Origin of the sequence: Phycicoccus sonneratiae (assembly GCF_016887965.1) — a bacterium.
Classification (GTDB): Bacteria; Actinomycetota; Actinomycetes; order Actinomycetales; family Dermatophilaceae; genus Phycicoccus; species Phycicoccus sonneratiae.
The window spans coordinates 1-16169 of the sequence record NZ_JAFDVD010000028.1 but is presented as its reverse complement, the minus strand read 5'-3'; the positions used below and the strand labels follow the sequence as shown (position 1 = coordinate 16169).

13 protein-coding genes are annotated in these 16169 nt (G+C 73.3%); 5 read left to right on the top strand and 8 right to left on the bottom strand.

Annotation, left to right across the window (positions count from 1 at the left end; translation table 11 throughout):
* Positions 1-43: 43 nt before the first annotated feature.
* The 4 genes from JQN70_RS19485 to JQN70_RS19470 all read right to left on the bottom strand — a co-directional run bounded on the left by JQN70_RS19485 (position 44) and on the right by JQN70_RS19470 (position 5248).
* Complete coding sequence (locus tag JQN70_RS19485) at positions 44-1714, bottom strand: ABC transporter ATP-binding protein (protein WP_204133054.1); 1671 nt, start codon at positions 1712-1714, stop codon at positions 44-46.
* Entirely contained in the window at positions 1714-2712 is a 999-nt protein-coding gene (locus JQN70_RS19480; RefSeq protein WP_204133053.1) for an ABC transporter permease, read from the bottom strand. The genes JQN70_RS19485 and JQN70_RS19480 overlap by 1 nt, the downstream gene beginning before the upstream one ends.
* A 1-nt stretch (position 2713) precedes the next feature.
* Positions 2714-3880, bottom strand: a complete 1167-nt coding sequence (locus tag JQN70_RS19475) for an ABC transporter permease (RefSeq protein WP_204133052.1) — start codon at positions 3878-3880, stop codon at positions 2714-2716.
* 276 nt (positions 3881-4156) lie between these two features.
* Positions 4157-5248, bottom strand: a complete 1092-nt coding sequence (locus tag JQN70_RS19470) for a BMP family ABC transporter substrate-binding protein (RefSeq protein WP_204133051.1) — start codon at positions 5246-5248, stop codon at positions 4157-4159.
* A 196-nt stretch (positions 5249-5444) separates the two neighbouring features.
* On the opposite strand from JQN70_RS19470, the gene JQN70_RS19465 reads away from it, so the two are divergent.
* Together JQN70_RS19465 and JQN70_RS19460 are read left to right on the top strand one after the other, a co-directional pair.
* Positions 5445-5699: a type II toxin-antitoxin system Phd/YefM family antitoxin gene (locus tag JQN70_RS19465; RefSeq protein ID WP_204133050.1), complete on the top strand. Its 255-nt coding sequence runs from the start codon at positions 5445-5447 to the stop codon at positions 5697-5699.
* On the top strand, positions 5692-6096 hold the full coding sequence (locus tag JQN70_RS19460) for a type II toxin-antitoxin system VapC family toxin (RefSeq protein WP_204133049.1): 405 nt from the start codon (positions 5692-5694) through the stop codon (positions 6094-6096). Before JQN70_RS19465 ends, JQN70_RS19460 begins: the two co-directional genes overlap by 8 nt.
* Positions 6097-6105: 9 nt before the next feature.
* On the opposite strand, the gene JQN70_RS19455 is transcribed toward JQN70_RS19460, so the two are convergent.
* From JQN70_RS19455 to JQN70_RS19440, 4 genes are read right to left on the bottom strand one after another with little or no spacing between them, the layout of a single operon-like run.
* A complete protein-coding gene (locus JQN70_RS19455; protein ID WP_204133048.1) occupies positions 6106-6858 on the bottom strand; it encodes an SDR family NAD(P)-dependent oxidoreductase in 753 nt (250 codons plus the stop codon).
* The gene (locus JQN70_RS19450) at positions 6855-7346 is read right to left on the bottom strand and encodes a cupin domain-containing protein (RefSeq protein ID WP_307836111.1); all 492 of its coding nucleotides are present in this window, start codon (positions 7344-7346) and stop codon (positions 6855-6857) included. The genes JQN70_RS19455 and JQN70_RS19450 overlap by 4 nt, the downstream gene beginning before the upstream one ends.
* A complete protein-coding gene (locus JQN70_RS19445; protein WP_204133047.1) occupies positions 7343-8695 on the bottom strand; it encodes an amidohydrolase family protein in 1353 nt (450 codons plus the stop codon). The genes JQN70_RS19450 and JQN70_RS19445 overlap by 4 nt, the downstream gene beginning before the upstream one ends.
* Positions 8692-9480: an S-methyl-5'-thioinosine phosphorylase gene (locus JQN70_RS19440; RefSeq protein ID WP_204133046.1), complete on the bottom strand. Its 789-nt coding sequence runs from the start codon at positions 9478-9480 to the stop codon at positions 8692-8694. The genes JQN70_RS19445 and JQN70_RS19440 overlap by 4 nt, the downstream gene beginning before the upstream one ends.
* A 71-nt stretch (positions 9481-9551) precedes the next feature.
* Here JQN70_RS19440 and JQN70_RS19435 point away from each other — a divergent pair, with 71 nt between their 5' ends.
* From JQN70_RS19435 to JQN70_RS19425, 3 genes are all read left to right on the top strand, one after another.
* The gene (locus tag JQN70_RS19435; protein WP_204133045.1) at positions 9552-11084 is read left to right on the top strand and encodes a gamma-glutamyltransferase; all 1533 of its coding nucleotides are present in this window, start codon (positions 9552-9554) and stop codon (positions 11082-11084) included.
* Between the two features lie 159 nt (positions 11085-11243).
* Positions 11244-14552 carry a S8 family serine peptidase gene (locus tag JQN70_RS19430; RefSeq protein ID WP_204133044.1) on the top strand — a complete coding sequence of 1103 codons (3309 nt, stop codon included), beginning with the start codon at positions 11244-11246 and terminating at the stop codon, positions 14550-14552.
* Between the two features lie 82 nt (positions 14553-14634).
* A complete protein-coding gene (locus tag JQN70_RS19425) occupies positions 14635-15990 on the top strand; it encodes an MATE family efflux transporter (protein WP_307836110.1) in 1356 nt (451 codons plus the stop codon).
* Positions 15991-16169: the final 179 nt, after the last annotated feature.

Below are 16169 nucleotides of genomic sequence, written 5' to 3'. Positions count from 1 at the left end.
TGGGTTCCGGGCCATCAGTCGGGGACGGAGGCGGGGCAGTCGGTCAGTGGTCGCCCGCCATGAGCCGGCCGATCTCGGTGCGGTCGGCGTCCTTGGCGTCCATCTCGGCGACGACCGCCCCACCGTGCACGACGGCGATGCGGTCCGACAGCGAGAGGATCTCGTCGAGCTCGGCGGAGACGAGGAGCACCGCGGCGCCCTCGTCACGGGCCTCGACGATCCGCCGGTGGATGAACTCGATCGACCCGACGTCGACACCGCGGGTCGGCTGGGCGGCCATGAGCAGCTTGGGCTTGAAGGCCATCTCGCGCGCGACGACGACCTTCTGCTTGTTGCCGCCGGACAGCGACCCGGCGGTCTGCATGACGCCCGAGGAGCGGATGTCGAACTCCTCGCGCAGCTTCTCGGCGTTCTCGCGCACTGCATCGAACTGGCGCACACCGGACTTCGCGTACGGCGCCTGGTCGAACTCGTTGAGCACGAGGTTGTCGGCGATGGAGTAGGTGCCGACCAGCCCGTGCTTCTCGCGGTCCTCCGGGACGTGCCCGACGCCGGCGTGGTGGGTCTGGTGCGGGTTGGCCCGGGTGAGGTCGAGCGACCCGAGCGCCATCCGACCGGAGACGACCTTGCGCATCCCGGCGAGGGCCTCGACGAGCTCGCGCTGCCCGTTGCCCTCGACCCCGGCGACCCCGACGATCTCGCCGGCGCGCACCGACAGCGAGAAGCCGTTGACGGCCCCGAGCCCGCGGTCGTCGACGACGTGCAGGTCCTGGACCTCGAGCACGGTCTCGCCCGGCGACGCCGCCGACTTGTCGATGGAGAGGACGACCTCGCGGCCGACCATCATCGTCGCGAGCCCCTTGGCGTCGGTGTCCTTCGTCGCGACCTCGCCGACGACCGCGCCCTGGCGCAGGACGTAGACCCGGTCGGCGACGGCGAGCACCTCGCGCAGCTTGTGGGTGATGAAGACGATCGAGGTGCCCGAGTTGGCGAGCTCCTTCATCACGGCGAGCAGCTCGTCGGTCTCCTGCGGCGTGAGCACGGCCGTCGGCTCGTCGAGGATGAGCAGGTCGACCTTGCGGGAGAGCGCCTTGAGGATCTCGACGCGCTGCTGGGTGCCGACGGGCAGGTCCTCGACCTCGGTGTCGGGGTCGACGGCCAGCCCGTGCTTGGCCGACAGCTCGCGGACCATCGTGCGGGCGGCCGCGAGGTCGAGGACGCCGCCGCCGCGGGTGGTCTCGTGACCGAGCACCATGTTCTCGGCGACCGTCATCACCGGCACGAGCTGGAAGTGCTGGTGCACCATCCCGATGCCGCGGGCGATGGCGTCGCGGGGGTCCTTGATGGGTGTCGCGTCGCCCTTGATCGCCACCGTGCCGGTGTCGGGCGTGATGAGCCCGAAGATCTGGTTGACGAGCGTCGACTTCCCGGCCCCGTTCTCGCCGAGCAGCGCGACGATCTCGCCGCGCCGGACGCTGAGCGAGATGTCGCGGTTGGCCCGGACCGACCCGAAGGACTTCGAGAGCCCCTCGATGTCGAGCAGCACCTCGCCGACGACCCCCTCGCCGAAGCCGGACTGCTCCGGCGGCAGCTCGAGGATGGCCTCGTTCGTGACGACCGACGCGAGATGCTCCTGGCTCGTGTCGAGGTGGACGTCGACCGCGGCCTGCGGGTCGGTGTGCACGTCGGGGGGCTCGGGGGTGCGCTCGCTCATCACTGGTCCTTCTTGACGTAGGGCTGCCCGGCGGCCGCTGGTCCGCGGACCCGGCCGGCGGCGACGGCGAGGACGACGAGCGTCGCCACGTACGGCAGCGTGCCGGTGAGCTGCGGCGGCACGTCGAACCCGCCGGTCAGCTGCAGCTGCGACGCGACGGCGTTGATGAACCCGAAGAACAGGGCCATGACGAGCGCCCGCAGCGGCCGCCACGCGCCCATGATCATGATCGCCAGGGCGAGGAAGCCGCGGCCGGCGGTGATGCCGCGCTCGAAGGAGGCCGAGGCGTCCATCGAGAGGTACAGCCCCGCGAGCCCGGCGAGCGAGCCGGCGAGCGTGACGTTGACGAGGCGCAGCCGCTCGACGTTGATGCCGGCGGTGTCGGCCGCCGACGGGTACTCGCCGACCGCGCGGGTGCGCAGGCCCCATCGCGTGTGGAAGAGCGCGAGGTGCACGACCACGGCGGCGAGGATGGCGACGAGGGCGATGGCGCTGCGGCCGCTGAAGAAGGTCTCGCCGATGAGCGGGATCTCCTTGAGCAGCGGCACGTCGACGTTGGGGATGACGCCGGGGAGGATCTCGCCGGACTTGAGGTAGAACGACGTGATGCCGGTGGCGATGATGTTGAGCACGACACCGGCGATGATCTGGTCCATCCGCCAGCGCACGGTGGTCCACGCGAGGAAGCCGCCGGCGATGAGGCCGGTGCCGACGCCCGCGAGGATCCCGACGATCATCGAGCCGCTGTACGCGGCCCCGAAGAACCCGGCGAAGGCGGCGAGGAGCATCTGCCCCTCGATGCCGATGTTGACCACGCCCGAGCGCTCGCCGATGACGCCGACGAGCGCGGCGAGGACGAGCGGGATGGCGTAGCCCCACGCGGCGCCGAACATCGACGGGGCGATGTCGTGCTTCGCGTAGTAGAAGACGTAGGCCGCGACGAGGACGCCGAGGCCGATGCCCAGCGTCGTGCGGTTCTTCTGCACCCAGGCGGCCACGTCAGTTCCCCCAGCTCGTCGAGGCGACGCTCACCTTGTCGGCGCGGCTGCGGAACAGCCACTTGCCGAGCACGGGGATCGAGACCATGAGGAGGATCGTCGCGAGGAGCACGTCGACGATCTCGGGCGTGATGCCGCTCGGCAGGGCCGGGGTCTGGGTCGCGAACTGCAGGCCGGCGGCGCCGGTGCGCAGCATCCCGACGAGGAACGCGGCCGGGATGGTGGCCAGCGGGTTGGCCCGGGCGAGCAGGGCGATGGTGATGCCGTCGAAGCCGAGCGTGCCGACGATGGCCGGCTCGAAGCGGTGCAGCGTGCCCTCGGCCTCGAGCGCCCCGCCGAGCCCGGCGAGACCGGCGCCGAGGGCGAGCGAGAGGACGGTGATCATCGAGATCGAGATGCCCGCGTAGCCGGCGGCGCTCTTGTTGGCGCCGACGGTGTTGAACTTGAAGCCGAGGGTGGTGCGGCTGAGCATCCACCAGCAGGCGACGGCGAGGACGACGGCGATCGCGAACCCGATCGGCACGCCCCCGACGGCGCCGAGCTGGGCGGCCTCCGGGATCTCCTCGGTCTGGGGGATGCCGCTGGTCTTCGAGGACTCGGCCTGCAGCGGCCCGACGACGAGCCAGAAGGTGACGCCCGCGACGATGTAGTTGAGCATGATCGTCGAGATGACCTCGTGGACACCGCGCCACGTCTTGAGGATGCCGACGAGGATGCCGACGACGGCGCCGCAGACGAGCCCGACGACCATGCCGAGCAGCGCGCCGAGGAACCCGGAGCCACCGGTCGCGTAGGCGACCCAGGCGCCGAAGATCGCGCCGGTGGCGAACTGGCCCTGACCGCCGATGTTGAAGAGGCCGACGCGCAGCGGGAGGACGACCGCGAGCCCGGTGAGCACGAGCGGCGCCGTCTTCTGCAGCGTGCGGGTGAACGACCCGTCGACGAACAGCGCCTCGCGCACGAGCGTCTCGTACGCGTAGGGGGCGTTGACCCCCTGCGACCAGATGATCACCCATCCGATCGCGAGCGAGATGAGCAGGGCGACGACGATCGTCACGCCGCTCTGGTGGCCGATGAGGTAGGCGAGCAGGCCGCCGCGGGCACGCGGCTCGCGGGGCTCGGGCTCCGCGGGCGGCGACGGCTGCGCTGCCGTGCTGGTCTCGGACATGGGTCTCCAATGGCTCGGGCGGGGGTGCCCACAGTCTGGCGTGCGGGTCGCGTGGGCGGAAGTACGGGGGTGCCCGATGCTCGGGCTCGCTCTCGGCAGGATCTGCCGGACGACGCCAACGCACACATGCGCGGCGTGCGGCCGGCCGGGGGCCGACCGCCGGGCGGGGGGGGCCCCGGCCGGCCGGGGGTGGACGTGCGAGGGGGCGGGCACCCGGAGGATGCCCGCCCCCTCGTCGACGGGATGGTCACGCGTGGTGACCGCCGGTCGACCGCGTCAGAGGGTGACGCCGGTCTTCAGCGTGCCCGCCTCCATCTGCTTGACGATGTCGGCGACCTTGGTCTTGACGTCGGCCGGGATCTTGGCGTCGAAGTCGTGGAAGTCCGACAGGCCCGCCTGGCCGAGGGTCTGCAGACCCTCGAAGGCGCCGTCCTTGGCGGTGGTGATGGTGTCGGTGACACCCTTGGTGATGAGCTTCTCGGCCGAGGTGATGAGGCACGGCTGGGCGGCCGGGACGGTGTCCCACTGGTCGGTGTCGACACCGATGCAGAACTTGCTCTCACCCGCACCGGAGGACTTGGCGACCTCCTGGAGCGCGCCGTTGCCGGTGTTGCCACCGGCGCCGAAGATGATGTCGGCGCCCTGCTGGATCTGGGTCTTCGCCTGACCCGCGCCCCACACCGGGTCGTTGAAGGCGTTGTCGCCGGCGGGGTGGTAGACGGTGGCGACCTTGACCGAGGGGTTGGCGGCCTTGGCGCCCGCCTCGAAGCCCTTGGCGTACTTCTGCACCGGCGGGATCTCGAGGCCGAGGACCTGGCCGAGCTGGTTGGTCTTGGTCATGAGGCCCGCGAGGTAGCCCGCGCCGTAGCCCGCCTGGTCCTCGGGGAAGACGAGGCCGGTGATGTTCTTCTCGGTGACCTTCGTGGCGTCGTAGCCCTGGTCGACACCGATGAACTTGGTGTCGGGGGAGGCCTTGGCGGCCGCGGCGGTGGCGTCGGTCATGAGGAAGCCCACGGTGACGACGACGTCGTACTTCTTGTTCGTGAACTGCTGCATGTTCGCCGCGTAGTCCTTGGCGTCCTGCGTCTCGATGTACTTGTAGTAGCCCTGGAGCTGCTCGGCGGCAGCCTTCGCGCCCTCGTGCGCCGACTGGTTGAACGACTTGTCGTCGACCTTGCCGGTGTCGGTCACGAGACCGATGCAGAACACCTCGGCGTCGGCGCACTTCGAGTCGTCGGTGGGGGCGCCCGCGGCGGCCGAACCGGTGTCGGTGCTGTCGCCGCCGGTGTTGCCGGTGCTGCCGCCACAGCCCGCGAGGGCCAGGGCGAGCGCCGCGGGGACCGCGACGAGGTAACGCGAAGACTTCATGGAGGATCTCCTCAAGAGGACGGGTCAGACGAGCAGATGCTACGGGCAGAACGGGCCCCGGCCGCATGCGACCCGGCTTCGTTGCGGGTTCGTGACCGAGGCCCCCGATGGGGCGTCGCCGACCTGTGCGGCGTGGGGCGGGTGGGGCGGGAGCGCATCGTCCACCTCGCGTAGCACCTGGTGCTACACTCGTGGGATGAGTGAGGTGATCAGCCAGCGCGAGCTGCGCAACGACAGCGGGCGGATCATGCGCGGCCTGGAGGAGGGGCGGACCTTCGTCATCACCCGCAGGTCGGAGCCGGTCGGCGAGCTGCGTCCGCTCCGCCGCCGTCGTTTCGTCGACGCCGCGATGCTCTCCGAGGTGTTCGCGGGCAGCCCGGAGATCGACGCCGCGCGCTTCCGGGCCGACGTCGACCAGGTCCTCGACCAGGACGTCGAACCCCGTGGCTGAGCGCCAGGCGCGGGGGCTGCTCGACACCTCCGTCGTCATCGACCTGCACCGCCTCCCCGCGCTCGCCCTGCCCGAGACCGCCGCGGTCACCGCCCTGACGATGGCCGAGCTGGCCGCCGGTCCCGCCGCCGCCTCGGACCCGGACGAGCGCGCGCGACGGCAGGACCGCCTCCAGCGCGCCGAAGCGGCGTTCGACCCCCTCCCGTTCGACATCGCTGCCGCGCGGGCCTACGGCCGGGTCTACTCGGCCGTGCGTGCCCACGGGCGCAGCTCCCGCGGCCGGGTGGTCGACCTCCTCATCGCCGCCGTGGCCGTGGCCGAGGGCCTCCCGCTGTACACGCGCAACCCCGACGACTTCTCGGGTCTCGACGGTCTCCTGGACCTCGTCACCGTCTGACCCGGTGGGTCACCAGCCGGGCGCGGCGGACCAGCCGGCGTCCACGGTGACCGTGGTGCCCGTGATGCCGGAGGCGTCTCCTGAGGCGAGGAACGCGACGGTGGCGGCCACCTCCTCCGGCGTGACCGGGCGCCCGAGCGCCGCGGCGGCCCGGTAGCGGGCGACCCCCTCGGGCCATGCCTCCTCGAGCCCGTCGCGGGCGACGAGGCCGGGCGCCACCCCGACGACCCGGACCCCGCGGGGCCCGAGCTCCTGGGCGGCGGCCCGCACGAGGTGCTCGAGCGCGGCCTTGGCGACGGCGTACGGGGTGTGCGTGGGCATCGGGCGGGACCCCTCGATGGAGCCGACGACGACGACGCTCCCGCCGACGGGCATCCGCGCGGCGGCCTGCCGGAGCAGGACGGCCGTCGGTCGCAGCCCGCCGCGGTGGTAGTCGTCCCACGCGGCGGCGTCGAGCTCGTCCCACGCGACGTGGTGCTGCGGGAAGGCGTTGAGAACGACGACGTCCGGGACCCCGAGCGCCTCCTCGCCGGCCGCGAGCAGGTCGGCGCACACCCGGTCGCAGGCGGCGGGGTCGTCGGTGGCGAGGTCGGCGTGGAGGGTGACGGCGCGCCGGCCGGCGGCGACGACCTCGGCGGCCGTCGCGTCCGCTCCGTCGGCGTCGCCCCGGTAGTGGACGCCGACGTCGTGGCCGGCCGCCGCCAGCGCGACGGCGACGGCCCGGCCGAGCCCGCCACTCGCTCCCGTGACGAGCGCGGTCACCGCATCCGCCCGACCGGCGCGTCGCGGGTCAGGGTGGAGATCTCGGTCTCGAAGGTCGGGTACTCGGCGACGAGCGCCGCCCGCTCGCCGAGCTCGAAGTGCTCGGGCCGGAAGGCGGGGGCGCACCAGCAGGACAGCAGCGTCCACCAGCCGAGGGTCGTCGCGCCCATCCACGTGTTCTTCCGGACGAGGACCTGGGCGTGCTCCTCGCCGACGTAGTTGAGGACCCCCGAGCCACCGGGGCGCAGCCGCAGCAGGGCGGCCGGGGCGCCGGCGAGCCACTGCCAGCCCTCGTCGACGGTCAGCCGGTGCATCGCCGAGAAGCCGTCGGGCCGGTTGGTCAGCAGGACGGTGATGGCGTTGAGCCCCTGGGTGCGCGGGCCGGCGACGTACCAGGCGCCCTCCTCGGGGATCGGGACCATCCCGAGGCGCTCGATGACGTCCTCGGCGCTCTCGTCGGGCGGTTCGACGACGGGGATGCTGCTCACGACGCCTCCCCCGCGGCCCGGGCGGCCGCGCCGGCCGTCGCCCCGCGCTCGCGGCACCGGGCGAGGAGGTCGGCGGTGTCGAGGCGGGTGCTGCGTCCGCCGCGGACGACGACCTCGCCGTCGACGAGCACGTCGGTGACGTCGCTGCGCCCGGCCGCGAAGACGAGGAGGGCGTGCACGTCGTGGACCGGCGTCAGGTGCGGTCGCTCGAGGTCGAGGAGGACGAGGTCGGCGCGCTTGCCGACCTCGACCGAGCCGACGAGGTCGCCGAGGCCGAGCGCGCGAGCGCCGTCGACGGTCGCCGCGCGCAGCACCTGGTGGGCGCTCGCGACGTCGGGGCGTCCGCTCGTCAGCCGGGCGAGCAGCGCGGCCTGGCGCATCGCCTGCCACATGTCGAGGTCGTTGGAGGAGGAGCAGCCGTCGGTGCCGATGCCGAGCCGGACCCCGTCGTCGTGCACCTCCTCCCAGTGCAGCGCCCCGCTGGCCAGCTTCTGGTTCGACCCGGCGCAGTGGGCGACGGCCCCACCGGCCGCGGCGAGCAGGGCGCGGTCCTCCGGCGAGAGGTGCACCCCGTGCCCGGCGACGAAGGGCACGTCGCCGGTGAGCCAGCCCGCGCCCGCGAGGACCTCGGTGGGGGAGGCGCCGTAGCGCTCGCGGACGTCGGAGTTCTCGAAGGCGTTCTCGGAGACGTGGGTCGTGAGGAGCGACCGGCGACCGGCACCGACCTCGGCGAGGGTCGCGGCCACCTCGGCGAGCCGTTCGGGGGAGCAGGTGTACGTGGCGTGCGGCATCGCCGGGACCGGCACCTCGGGCCCGCCGATCGCGTCCATCGCCGCCGGCCAGGCCCGCATCAGCGCGATGCGCTCGTCCCACGCGAGCCCGTCCGGGCCGGGGCCGTCCATGAAGACCGGGCCGATGACGTGCCGGCTGCCGGCGGCCACCGCACCCCGGTGGGCCGCCTCGTGGTGGAAGTACATGTCGAGCTGGGTCGTGCAGCCGCCGAGGAGGGACTCCAGCGCCCCGAGCGAGGCCCCGAGCTCGACGGTGCCGGGGTCCATGACCGCGCCCTCGGCCGCCCAGACCCGGGTGAGGAAGCCCTGGAGGTCGACGTCCTCGGCGAGCCCGCGCAGCAGCGTCATCGGCAGGTGGGTGTGGAGGTTGACCAGCCCGGGCAGGAGCAGCCGGCCCCGGCCGTCGAGGACGGAGTCGGCGTCGACCGGGCCGTCGTCGGCCGGCCGCAGCGCGGTGACGACGCCGTCCTCGACGACGACGGTGGTGCCGGTGAGGACGGTGTCGGCGTCGTCGACCGTGACGACGTACGAGGCGTCCTCGACGACGACGCGGGTCATCCGGCGTCCTCCTCGTCGGTCTCGTCGGTGAAGGTGGCGCGGGTGTGGACGAGCTCGTCGAGGACGGCGAGCACGGCGTCGCGGCTGCGGGCCAGGACGGCGTCGATCTCGGCCATCGTGATGGGCTCGTCGGCGTCGCCGACCCCGGTGCACGGGTTGACGACGAGCGCGACGGCCGCGTACCGCAGCCCGGCCTCGCGGGCCAGGACGACCTCGGGCACACCGGTCATCCCGGCGACGTCGCCCCCGGCCAGCCGGGCCAACCGGATCTCGGCGGCGGTCTCGAAACGCGGCCCCTCGAACGCGGCGTAGACCCCGCCGTCGCGCAGCGGGTGCCCGGCCGCGGCCCCGGCGTCGAGCAGCTCGCGCCGCAGCTCCGGGTGGTACGGGCGGCCGACGTCGACGTGGACGACGCCCTCGGGGCCGCTGCCGTCGAAGAAGGTGAGCGGGCGCTGGCGGGTGAGGTCGAGGAAGTCGTCGAGGCAGAGCAGGTCGCCGGGGGCCAGCTCGGGGTCGATCGAGCCGGTGACGTTGACGGCGACGACGTCCTCGCAGCCGAGGTCGGCGAGCGCGCGGATGTTCGCCCGGTAGTTCACGAGGTGAGGGGGCACCGTGTGGCCGGGACCGTGCCGGGTGAGGAAGACGACCGGGAGTCCATGCCACCGGCCGCGGGTGACCCGGGCCGGGCCCCACCGGGTGTCGACGGTCTCCTCGGAGCGGTCCTCGAGGGCCTCGAGGTCGTAGAACCCGGTGCCGGCGACGATGGCGAGGGGCGGGCGGGTCATGCCCCCGAACGCTACCGTCCGCCCGCGGGCGCGGCGACGGTACGGCGGAGCGCGGTGGCAGGATCGGGCGCATGGGTGAGGTGGCGCTCGCGGCGACCGGCCCGGTCTCGCTGGCGGCCGGCCGGTCGGTGGCGCGCGCCGGGGGCAACGCGGTCGACGTCGCGGTGGCCGCGGCGCTCGGGGCGATGGCCACCGAGCCGGGCATCGTCTCGCTCGGCGGCGGCGCCTTCGTCTCGGTGTGGGCCCCCGGCGGCGAGCCGGTCGTCGTCGACGGCACCGTCGAGATGCCGGGTCGCGGCCTCCCCCGCGAGGCGTTCGGTCGCGGGGTGCGCGAGGTCTTCACCGAGTACGGCGGCGGCGTGACGATGTTCGCCGGCCACGGCTCGGTGGCCACCCCGCTCGCCGCGCTCGCCTGCGAGGACGCGGTCGCGCGCTTCGGCGTCACGCCGTGGGCCGACGTCGTCGCCCCGGCCGTCGCCGCCTGCCGCGAGGGGTACCCGATGGGAGCCGCGGCCGCCCGCTACCTCGGCTTCGTCGCCGGCAGCCTCTTCGGGCCCGACCCCGAGGCGCACGCCGTCGTCACCCGGCCCGACGGCACGCCGCTGCGGGCCGGCGACGTCGCGACCAACCCGATGCTCGCCGACGTCCTCGACCTCGTGGGGCGGCACGGGGCGTCCGTGCTGACCACCGGCGAGGTGGGCCGGGTGATGGCCGCCGACATGGCCGCCCACGACGGGCTCGTCACCGCCGCCGACCTCGAGGCCGTCGCGTGCGTCGAGCGGGTCCCGGTGCGGCGCACCGTCGGTGACTGGGACCTCGCCCTCAACCCGCCCCCCTCGGTCGGGGGCCCGATGCTCGCGGTGATGCTCGGAGAGCTGGCGCGGCAGGACGGCTACGACTGGGCCGACGTGCTGCGCGTCCAGCAGGCGGTGCTGCGGTACCGGTTCGCGGTGCACGACGTCGCCACCGACCTCGACGCCGCGGGGCACGCGCTGCTCTCCGCGGTCGACCGGCACGGGCTCGCCGGCCTGCCGACCTCGGCGTCCACGGCGCACGTCTCCGCGGTCGACGGCGACGGGCTGGCCTGCGCGGTCACCGCCTCGGCGGGGTACGGCGCGGGGATCACGGTGCCCGGCACCGGGATGCTGCTCAACAACGCCCTCGGCGAGCCCGAGCTCAACCGGCTCGGGCTGCACGCGCTCGCGCCCGGCACGCGGCTGGCCTCCAACATGGCGCCCACGACGGGCCGCACCGGGGACGGCCGGGTCATCGCCGTCGGCTCCCCGGGCGCCGACCGCATCACGACCGCGCTGATGCAGGTCCTCGGCCAGGGCTGCCTGCACGGCGCCGACCTGCGCACCGCCATCGAGGCGCCGCGCGTGCACGTCCGGTTCGACGCCGACGGAGGGCCGGTCGTCGAGCACGAGTCCGACCCCGAGATCACGGCCGCGGTGCACGCCGCCGGGCTGCGCGCCACCGACCACGGCGCCCTCTCGATGTACTTCGGCGGGGTCGGCGCGGCCTACCGTCGCGAGGACGGAACGCTGCTCGCCGCGGGCGACCCGCGACGCGAGGCCGCGGTCGGGATTTGTGCCCGTTCGTGAAGGTCGTTGCCCGCCAACGTGATGCGACGGGAAGGTAAAGCGCGGGTAAGTTGTCGATCTCGTCGGTGCCTGCCTATTCCAAACGGCGCGTTCCCGTGGTTCCCTGTCGGCACCGTTGCCGATGCAGGCAGAGTGCATCACGGATGAGACAGGACACCGATGAGACACCCCCTCCACCGACGGTCCGCGCGCGTCGCGCTCGCGGGCCTCGCCGCCGCCGCCCTCACCACGGGGTCGCTCGGGGCGGCCACCGCCGCCGGAGCCGACCACAGTGACCCGAAGACGCAGCTCGAGAAGGCCCCCCAGGCCACCCTCCAGACGAAGGAGGTGAAGGACCCCGCGGCGAGCCCGACCGAGCGCAAGCTCGGCCAGCACGACGTCGAGCTGCTCGAGAAGGCGCAGGCCAAGGGCACCAAGCGGGTCACCCTCATCCTCGCCGTCGAGAAGGGCACGACCAAGGCCGTCGCCGACTCCATCCGCGCGCAGGGCGGCTGGGTCGGCATGACGAACGACAAGGTCGGCTACGTGCGGGCCAGCGTCCCGACGGGCTCGGTGGCCAAGGTCGCGGCGCTCGCGAAGGTCGACGCCGTCGACCTCGACGAGACCGTGAAGCTGCCGGCCCCGGCCGTGGAGGGCAAGGGCGCCAAGGGCAAGACCGTCTCGGGCCCCGGCAAGGGCACGCCGAACGCCAACCCCTACATGCCGACCGACGAGACCGGCTCGGTGGACTTCAAGAAGTCCAACCCCCGCTGGGACGGCCGCGGCGTGACCATCGGTGTCCTCGACTCCGGTGTCGACCTCGACCACCCGGCGCTGCAGAAGACCTCCACCGGTGAGCGCAAGATCACCGACTGGGTCACCGCCACCGACCCGCTGCTCGACGGCGACGCCACGTGGCGCGCGATGCTGACGCCGGTCTCCGGGCCGTCGTTCACGTACCAGGGCGCGACGTGGACCGCCCCCGCGGGCAGCTACCTCGTCAACCGCTTCACCGAGGCGATCACCGCGGGCAGCGAGCCCGGCGGAGACGTCAACCGCGACGGTGACACGACGGACGTCTTCGGGGTGCTCTACGACCCGGCGTCGCACGACATCTGGGTCGACACGAACCAGGACCGCACCTTCTCGGCGAACGAGAAGATGCGTCCCTACCGCGAGAGCGGTCAGTACGGCCACTTCGGCACCGACGACCCGAAGACCGACATCGTCGAGCGGATGCCCTTCACGGTCGAGTACCGCGAGGACGTCGACCTCACCCCGGCCGGCCTGCCCGGCCAGACGGCCGACTTCGTCAACATCGGCATCGTCGAGGACGCCCACGGCTCGCACGTCGCGGGGATCGCGGCCGGCCACAGCCTCTTCGGCGGCAGGATGGACGGCCAGGCGCCCGGCGCCAAGGTCGTCTCCTCGCGTGCCTGCACCTGGGGCGGCGGCTGCACGAACGCGGCGCTCACCGACGGCATGGTCGACCTCGTCGCCAACCGCGGCGTCGACGTCGTCAACATGTCGATCGGTGGCCTCCCGGCCCTCAACGACGCCAACAACGCGCGGGCCGAGCTCTACGACCGGCTCATCGACACCTACGGCGTCCAGCTCTTCATCTCGGCCGGCAACAGCGGCGCGGGCATCAACACCGTCGGCGACCCGTCGGTGGCCACCGACGTCGTGAGCGTCGCGTCCTCGGTCAGCAAGGCGACCTGGCTCGCGAACTACGGCTCCGTCGTGTCGAGCAAGCTCGCCCTGCACAACTACTCCTCGCGCGGTCCGCGCGAGGACGGCGGCTTCAAGCCGAACGTCATGGCCCCCGGCTCGGCGATCTCGACCGTGCCCCAGTGGCTCAAGCAGCCCGACCTCCCCGAGGCCGGCTACACGCTGCCGATCGGCTACGCGATGTTCAACGGCACCTCGATGGCCTCGCCGCAGGCCGCCGGCTCCGCCGCGCTCCTGCTCTCGGCCGGGTTCCAGTCGCACACCCCGATCACCCCGAAGCAGCTGCGGGAGGCCATCTACACTTCGGCCGACTACCAGAAGAAGCTCGAGGCCGCCGGTCAGGGCACGGGTCAGCTCGACGTCCCGGGTGCGTGGAAGCTGCTGCGCAAGAACCCGAAGACCGTCGACTACACCGCCTCGGCCGACGTCTGCACCGCGCTGTCGGACTTCCTCGCGACCCCCGGCAAGGGCACCGGCGTGTACAACGACTGCGCCGCCGGTGAGGGTGGCCAGAAGGTCGGCGAGAGCCGCACCTACCCGGTGAAGGTCACCCGCACCTCGGGTGCCTCGGGTGCGGTGACGCACAAGGTCCGCATCGTCGGCAACGACGGCACCTTCTCGGCGCCGTCCACCGTGCGGCTGCGCCAGGGCCAGCCGGTCGACGTCGCGGTCAGGGCTCGGGCGAAGACCGGTGGCCTGCACTCGGCGATCCTCGAGGTCGACGACCCGAAGACGCCGCTCGTCGACCACCGCGTCATGCTCGCGGTCGTCGTCTCCACCGACCTCAAGGCGCCGTCGTACGCGACGACGACCTCGGGCTCGGTCGAGCGCAACCTCTTCCAGCGCATCTTCGTCACCGTCCCCGAGGGCGCCAAGGCGCTGCAGGTCAACCTCGGCGGCATCGCGACGAAGAGCCAGGTCCGCTGGGTCGCCTTCAACCCCTACGGCGTCCCGGTCGACAGCACCGCCACGACGCAGTGCTACACGAACTACAGCGACGTCTCGGCCTGCAAGCCGACGTCGCGGGCCTACACCAACCCGCTGCCGGGTGTGTGGGAGCTGCTCGTGGAGTCGCGCCGGACCTCCCCGTTCCTCGACAACCCGTTCCGGGTGACGGCGGCGGTCCAGGGCGTCACGGTCGACCCGGCCATCCAGACGGTCGAGGCGACCACCGGCGAGGCGACCCCGGTGACGTGGGACGTGACCAACGACTTCGGTCCGGTCACGGTGACGCCGAAGGGTGGCCCGCTCGGGTCCGCCCACGCCGAGAAGGCGACCATCGCCGACGGTGACACCCTCGAGTACGAGGTCGAGGTGCCGGAGGGCGCGAGCCGTCTGGACGCCGTCATCGGCAACACCTCCGACCTCGGCGCCGACCTCGACCTCACGGTCTACGGGCCGGACGGAGCCCAGGTCGGACAGTCGGCCGACGGTGACTCCGAGGAGGCGGTGTCCATCGCGAACCCGGCTCCGGGCACGTACACCGTCGTCGTCGACGGCTACTCGGTCCCGGCCGGGACGACGACGTTCGACTACCGCGACGTGTTCTTCTCCTCGGCGCTCGGCACCCTCGCCGTCCCGTCGGGCGCGGTGAACCTCGCCGGCGGTGCGTCGGTCGAGGTCACCGGGTCGATCACGCCGGAGGCGGACGCCGCCGCCGGGCGCCAGCTGTTCGGCGAGATGAACCTCGTCTCGTCCGAGGGCGCGGTGCTCGGCACCGGGTCGGTGCTCGTCGGGGGGACCCCCGCGACCAGCTGACCCCGTGGTCAGGAGGGCCCCGTCGGCAGCCGCCGGCGGGGCCCTCCCGCGTCCGCGCCGCCCCGCGTGCGAGAGTGCGCGGGTGAGCGCGACGGCGGACGGCCAGCACCGCGAGGTGCTCCGGCTCGCCGTCCCGGCCTTCCTCGCCCTCGTCGCCGAGCCGCTCTTCCTCCTCGTCGACTCGGCGATCGTCGGCCGGCTCGGGGTCGAGCCGCTCGCCGGGCTCGGGGTCGCCAGCGCCGTGCTGCTCACCGCCGCGAACGTCTTCGTCTTCCTCGCCTACGGCACGACGAGCGTCGTCGCCCGGCAGCTGGGGGCGGGCTCGCGCGCCGGCGCCGTCGGGGCCGGCATCGACGGCACCTGGCTGGCGGTGGTCCTCGGCGCCCTGACGACGGCCCTCGTCGGGTTCGGCGCCCGGCCGCTCGCCGCGCTGTTCGGGGCCTCGGCCGACGTTGCCGACCAGGCGGTGACCTACCTGCGGGTCTCCGCCCTCGGCCTCCCGGCGATGCTCGTCGTGCTCGCGACGACGGGGGTCCTGCGGGGCCTGCAGGACACGCGCACCCCGCTCGTCGCCGCGCTCGGCGGCTTCACCGCGAACGCCCTGCTCAACGTCTGGTTCGTCCACGGGCTCGGGTGGGGCATCGCCGGGTCGGCCTGGGGCACCGTCATCGCGCAGAACGGGATGGCGGTCGCGCTCGTCGTCGTGCTCGTCCGCGAGGCCGGGCGCCACCGGGTCCCGCTGCGGGCGCACCCCGGGCGGGTGCTCGCCGCCGCGCGGGGCGGGGTGCCGCTGCTCGTGCGCACCCTCGCGCTGCGGGCCGTGCTCGTCCTCACGACGTGGGTCGCCGCCGGGCTGGGCGACGTGCCGCTCGCGTCGTACCAGGTGACGGCGACCATCTGGTCCTTCCTCACCTTCGCCCTCGACGCCCTCGCCATCGCGGCGCAGGCCATCACCGGGCGGGCGCTCGGCGCCGGGGACCTCGCGACGACCCGCGCGGCGACCCGGCTCATGGTCCGCTGGGGCGTCCTCGGCGGGGTGGTGCTCGGGCTCGTCGTCCTCGTCGCCCGCCCCTGGGTGGGTCCGCTCTTCACGCCCGACGCCGGGGTGCAGGCGGCGATCGCCGCGGGGCTGGTCGTCGTCGCGCTCGGCCAGCCGCTCTCCGGGTTCGTCTTCGTCGTCGACGGCGTCCTCATCGGGGCGGGCGACGGGCGCTGGCTCGCCGGGGCGATGCTCGCGACCCTCCTCGCCTACCTGCCGGTCGTGCTCGGGGTGCACCTCGCCGGCGACTGGCTGCTCCAGGGCGGGTCGGCGCGCGGGACGTCCGATGCCGTCACCTGGCTCTGGGTCGCGTTCACCGTCTTCATGGCCGTGCGCGGCACGCTCATGTGGATGCGGGTCCGCACCGACCGGTGGATGGTCGTCGGCGCCACCCGCTGAGGGCGAGGGCGGCCGTCGGCCCGACGGGTCGAGGTGAAAGAGGTCCCGCATCCGGTCTGTCCTGTGAAGGGACATGTCTGACACTTCGGAGGAGACATGTCTGACAGGTCAAGTGTCTCGCTCGATGCGGATGTAGTCACGGGCGCATCGGGGCTTGCCGAGGAACGTGGTCCGGTTCA

What these genes read in the sequence shown, in the direction of transcription:
- JQN70_RS19445 (WP_204133047.1), bottom strand. Translation starts at nt 8,695, where the DNA reads ATGACCCGCGTCGTCGTCGAGGACGCCTCGTACGTCGTCACGGTCGAC.
- JQN70_RS19485 (WP_204133054.1), bottom strand. Translation starts at nt 1,714, where the DNA reads ATGAGCGAGCGCACCCCCGAGCCCCCCGACGTGCACACCGACCCGCAG.
- JQN70_RS19465 (WP_204133050.1), top strand. Translation starts at nt 5,445, where the DNA reads ATGAGTGAGGTGATCAGCCAGCGCGAGCTGCGCAACGACAGCGGGCGG.
- JQN70_RS19475 (WP_204133052.1), bottom strand. Translation starts at nt 3,880, where the DNA reads ATGTCCGAGACCAGCACGGCAGCGCAGCCGTCGCCGCCCGCGGAGCCC.
- JQN70_RS19430 (WP_204133044.1), top strand. Translation starts at nt 11,244, where the DNA reads ATGAGACACCCCCTCCACCGACGGTCCGCGCGCGTCGCGCTCGCGGGC.
- JQN70_RS19440 (WP_204133046.1), bottom strand. Translation starts at nt 9,480, where the DNA reads ATGACCCGCCCGCCCCTCGCCATCGTCGCCGGCACCGGGTTCTACGAC.
- JQN70_RS19435 (WP_204133045.1), top strand. Translation starts at nt 9,552, where the DNA reads ATGGGTGAGGTGGCGCTCGCGGCGACCGGCCCGGTCTCGCTGGCGGCC.
- JQN70_RS19470 (WP_204133051.1), bottom strand. Translation starts at nt 5,248, where the DNA reads ATGAAGTCTTCGCGTTACCTCGTCGCGGTCCCCGCGGCGCTCGCCCTG.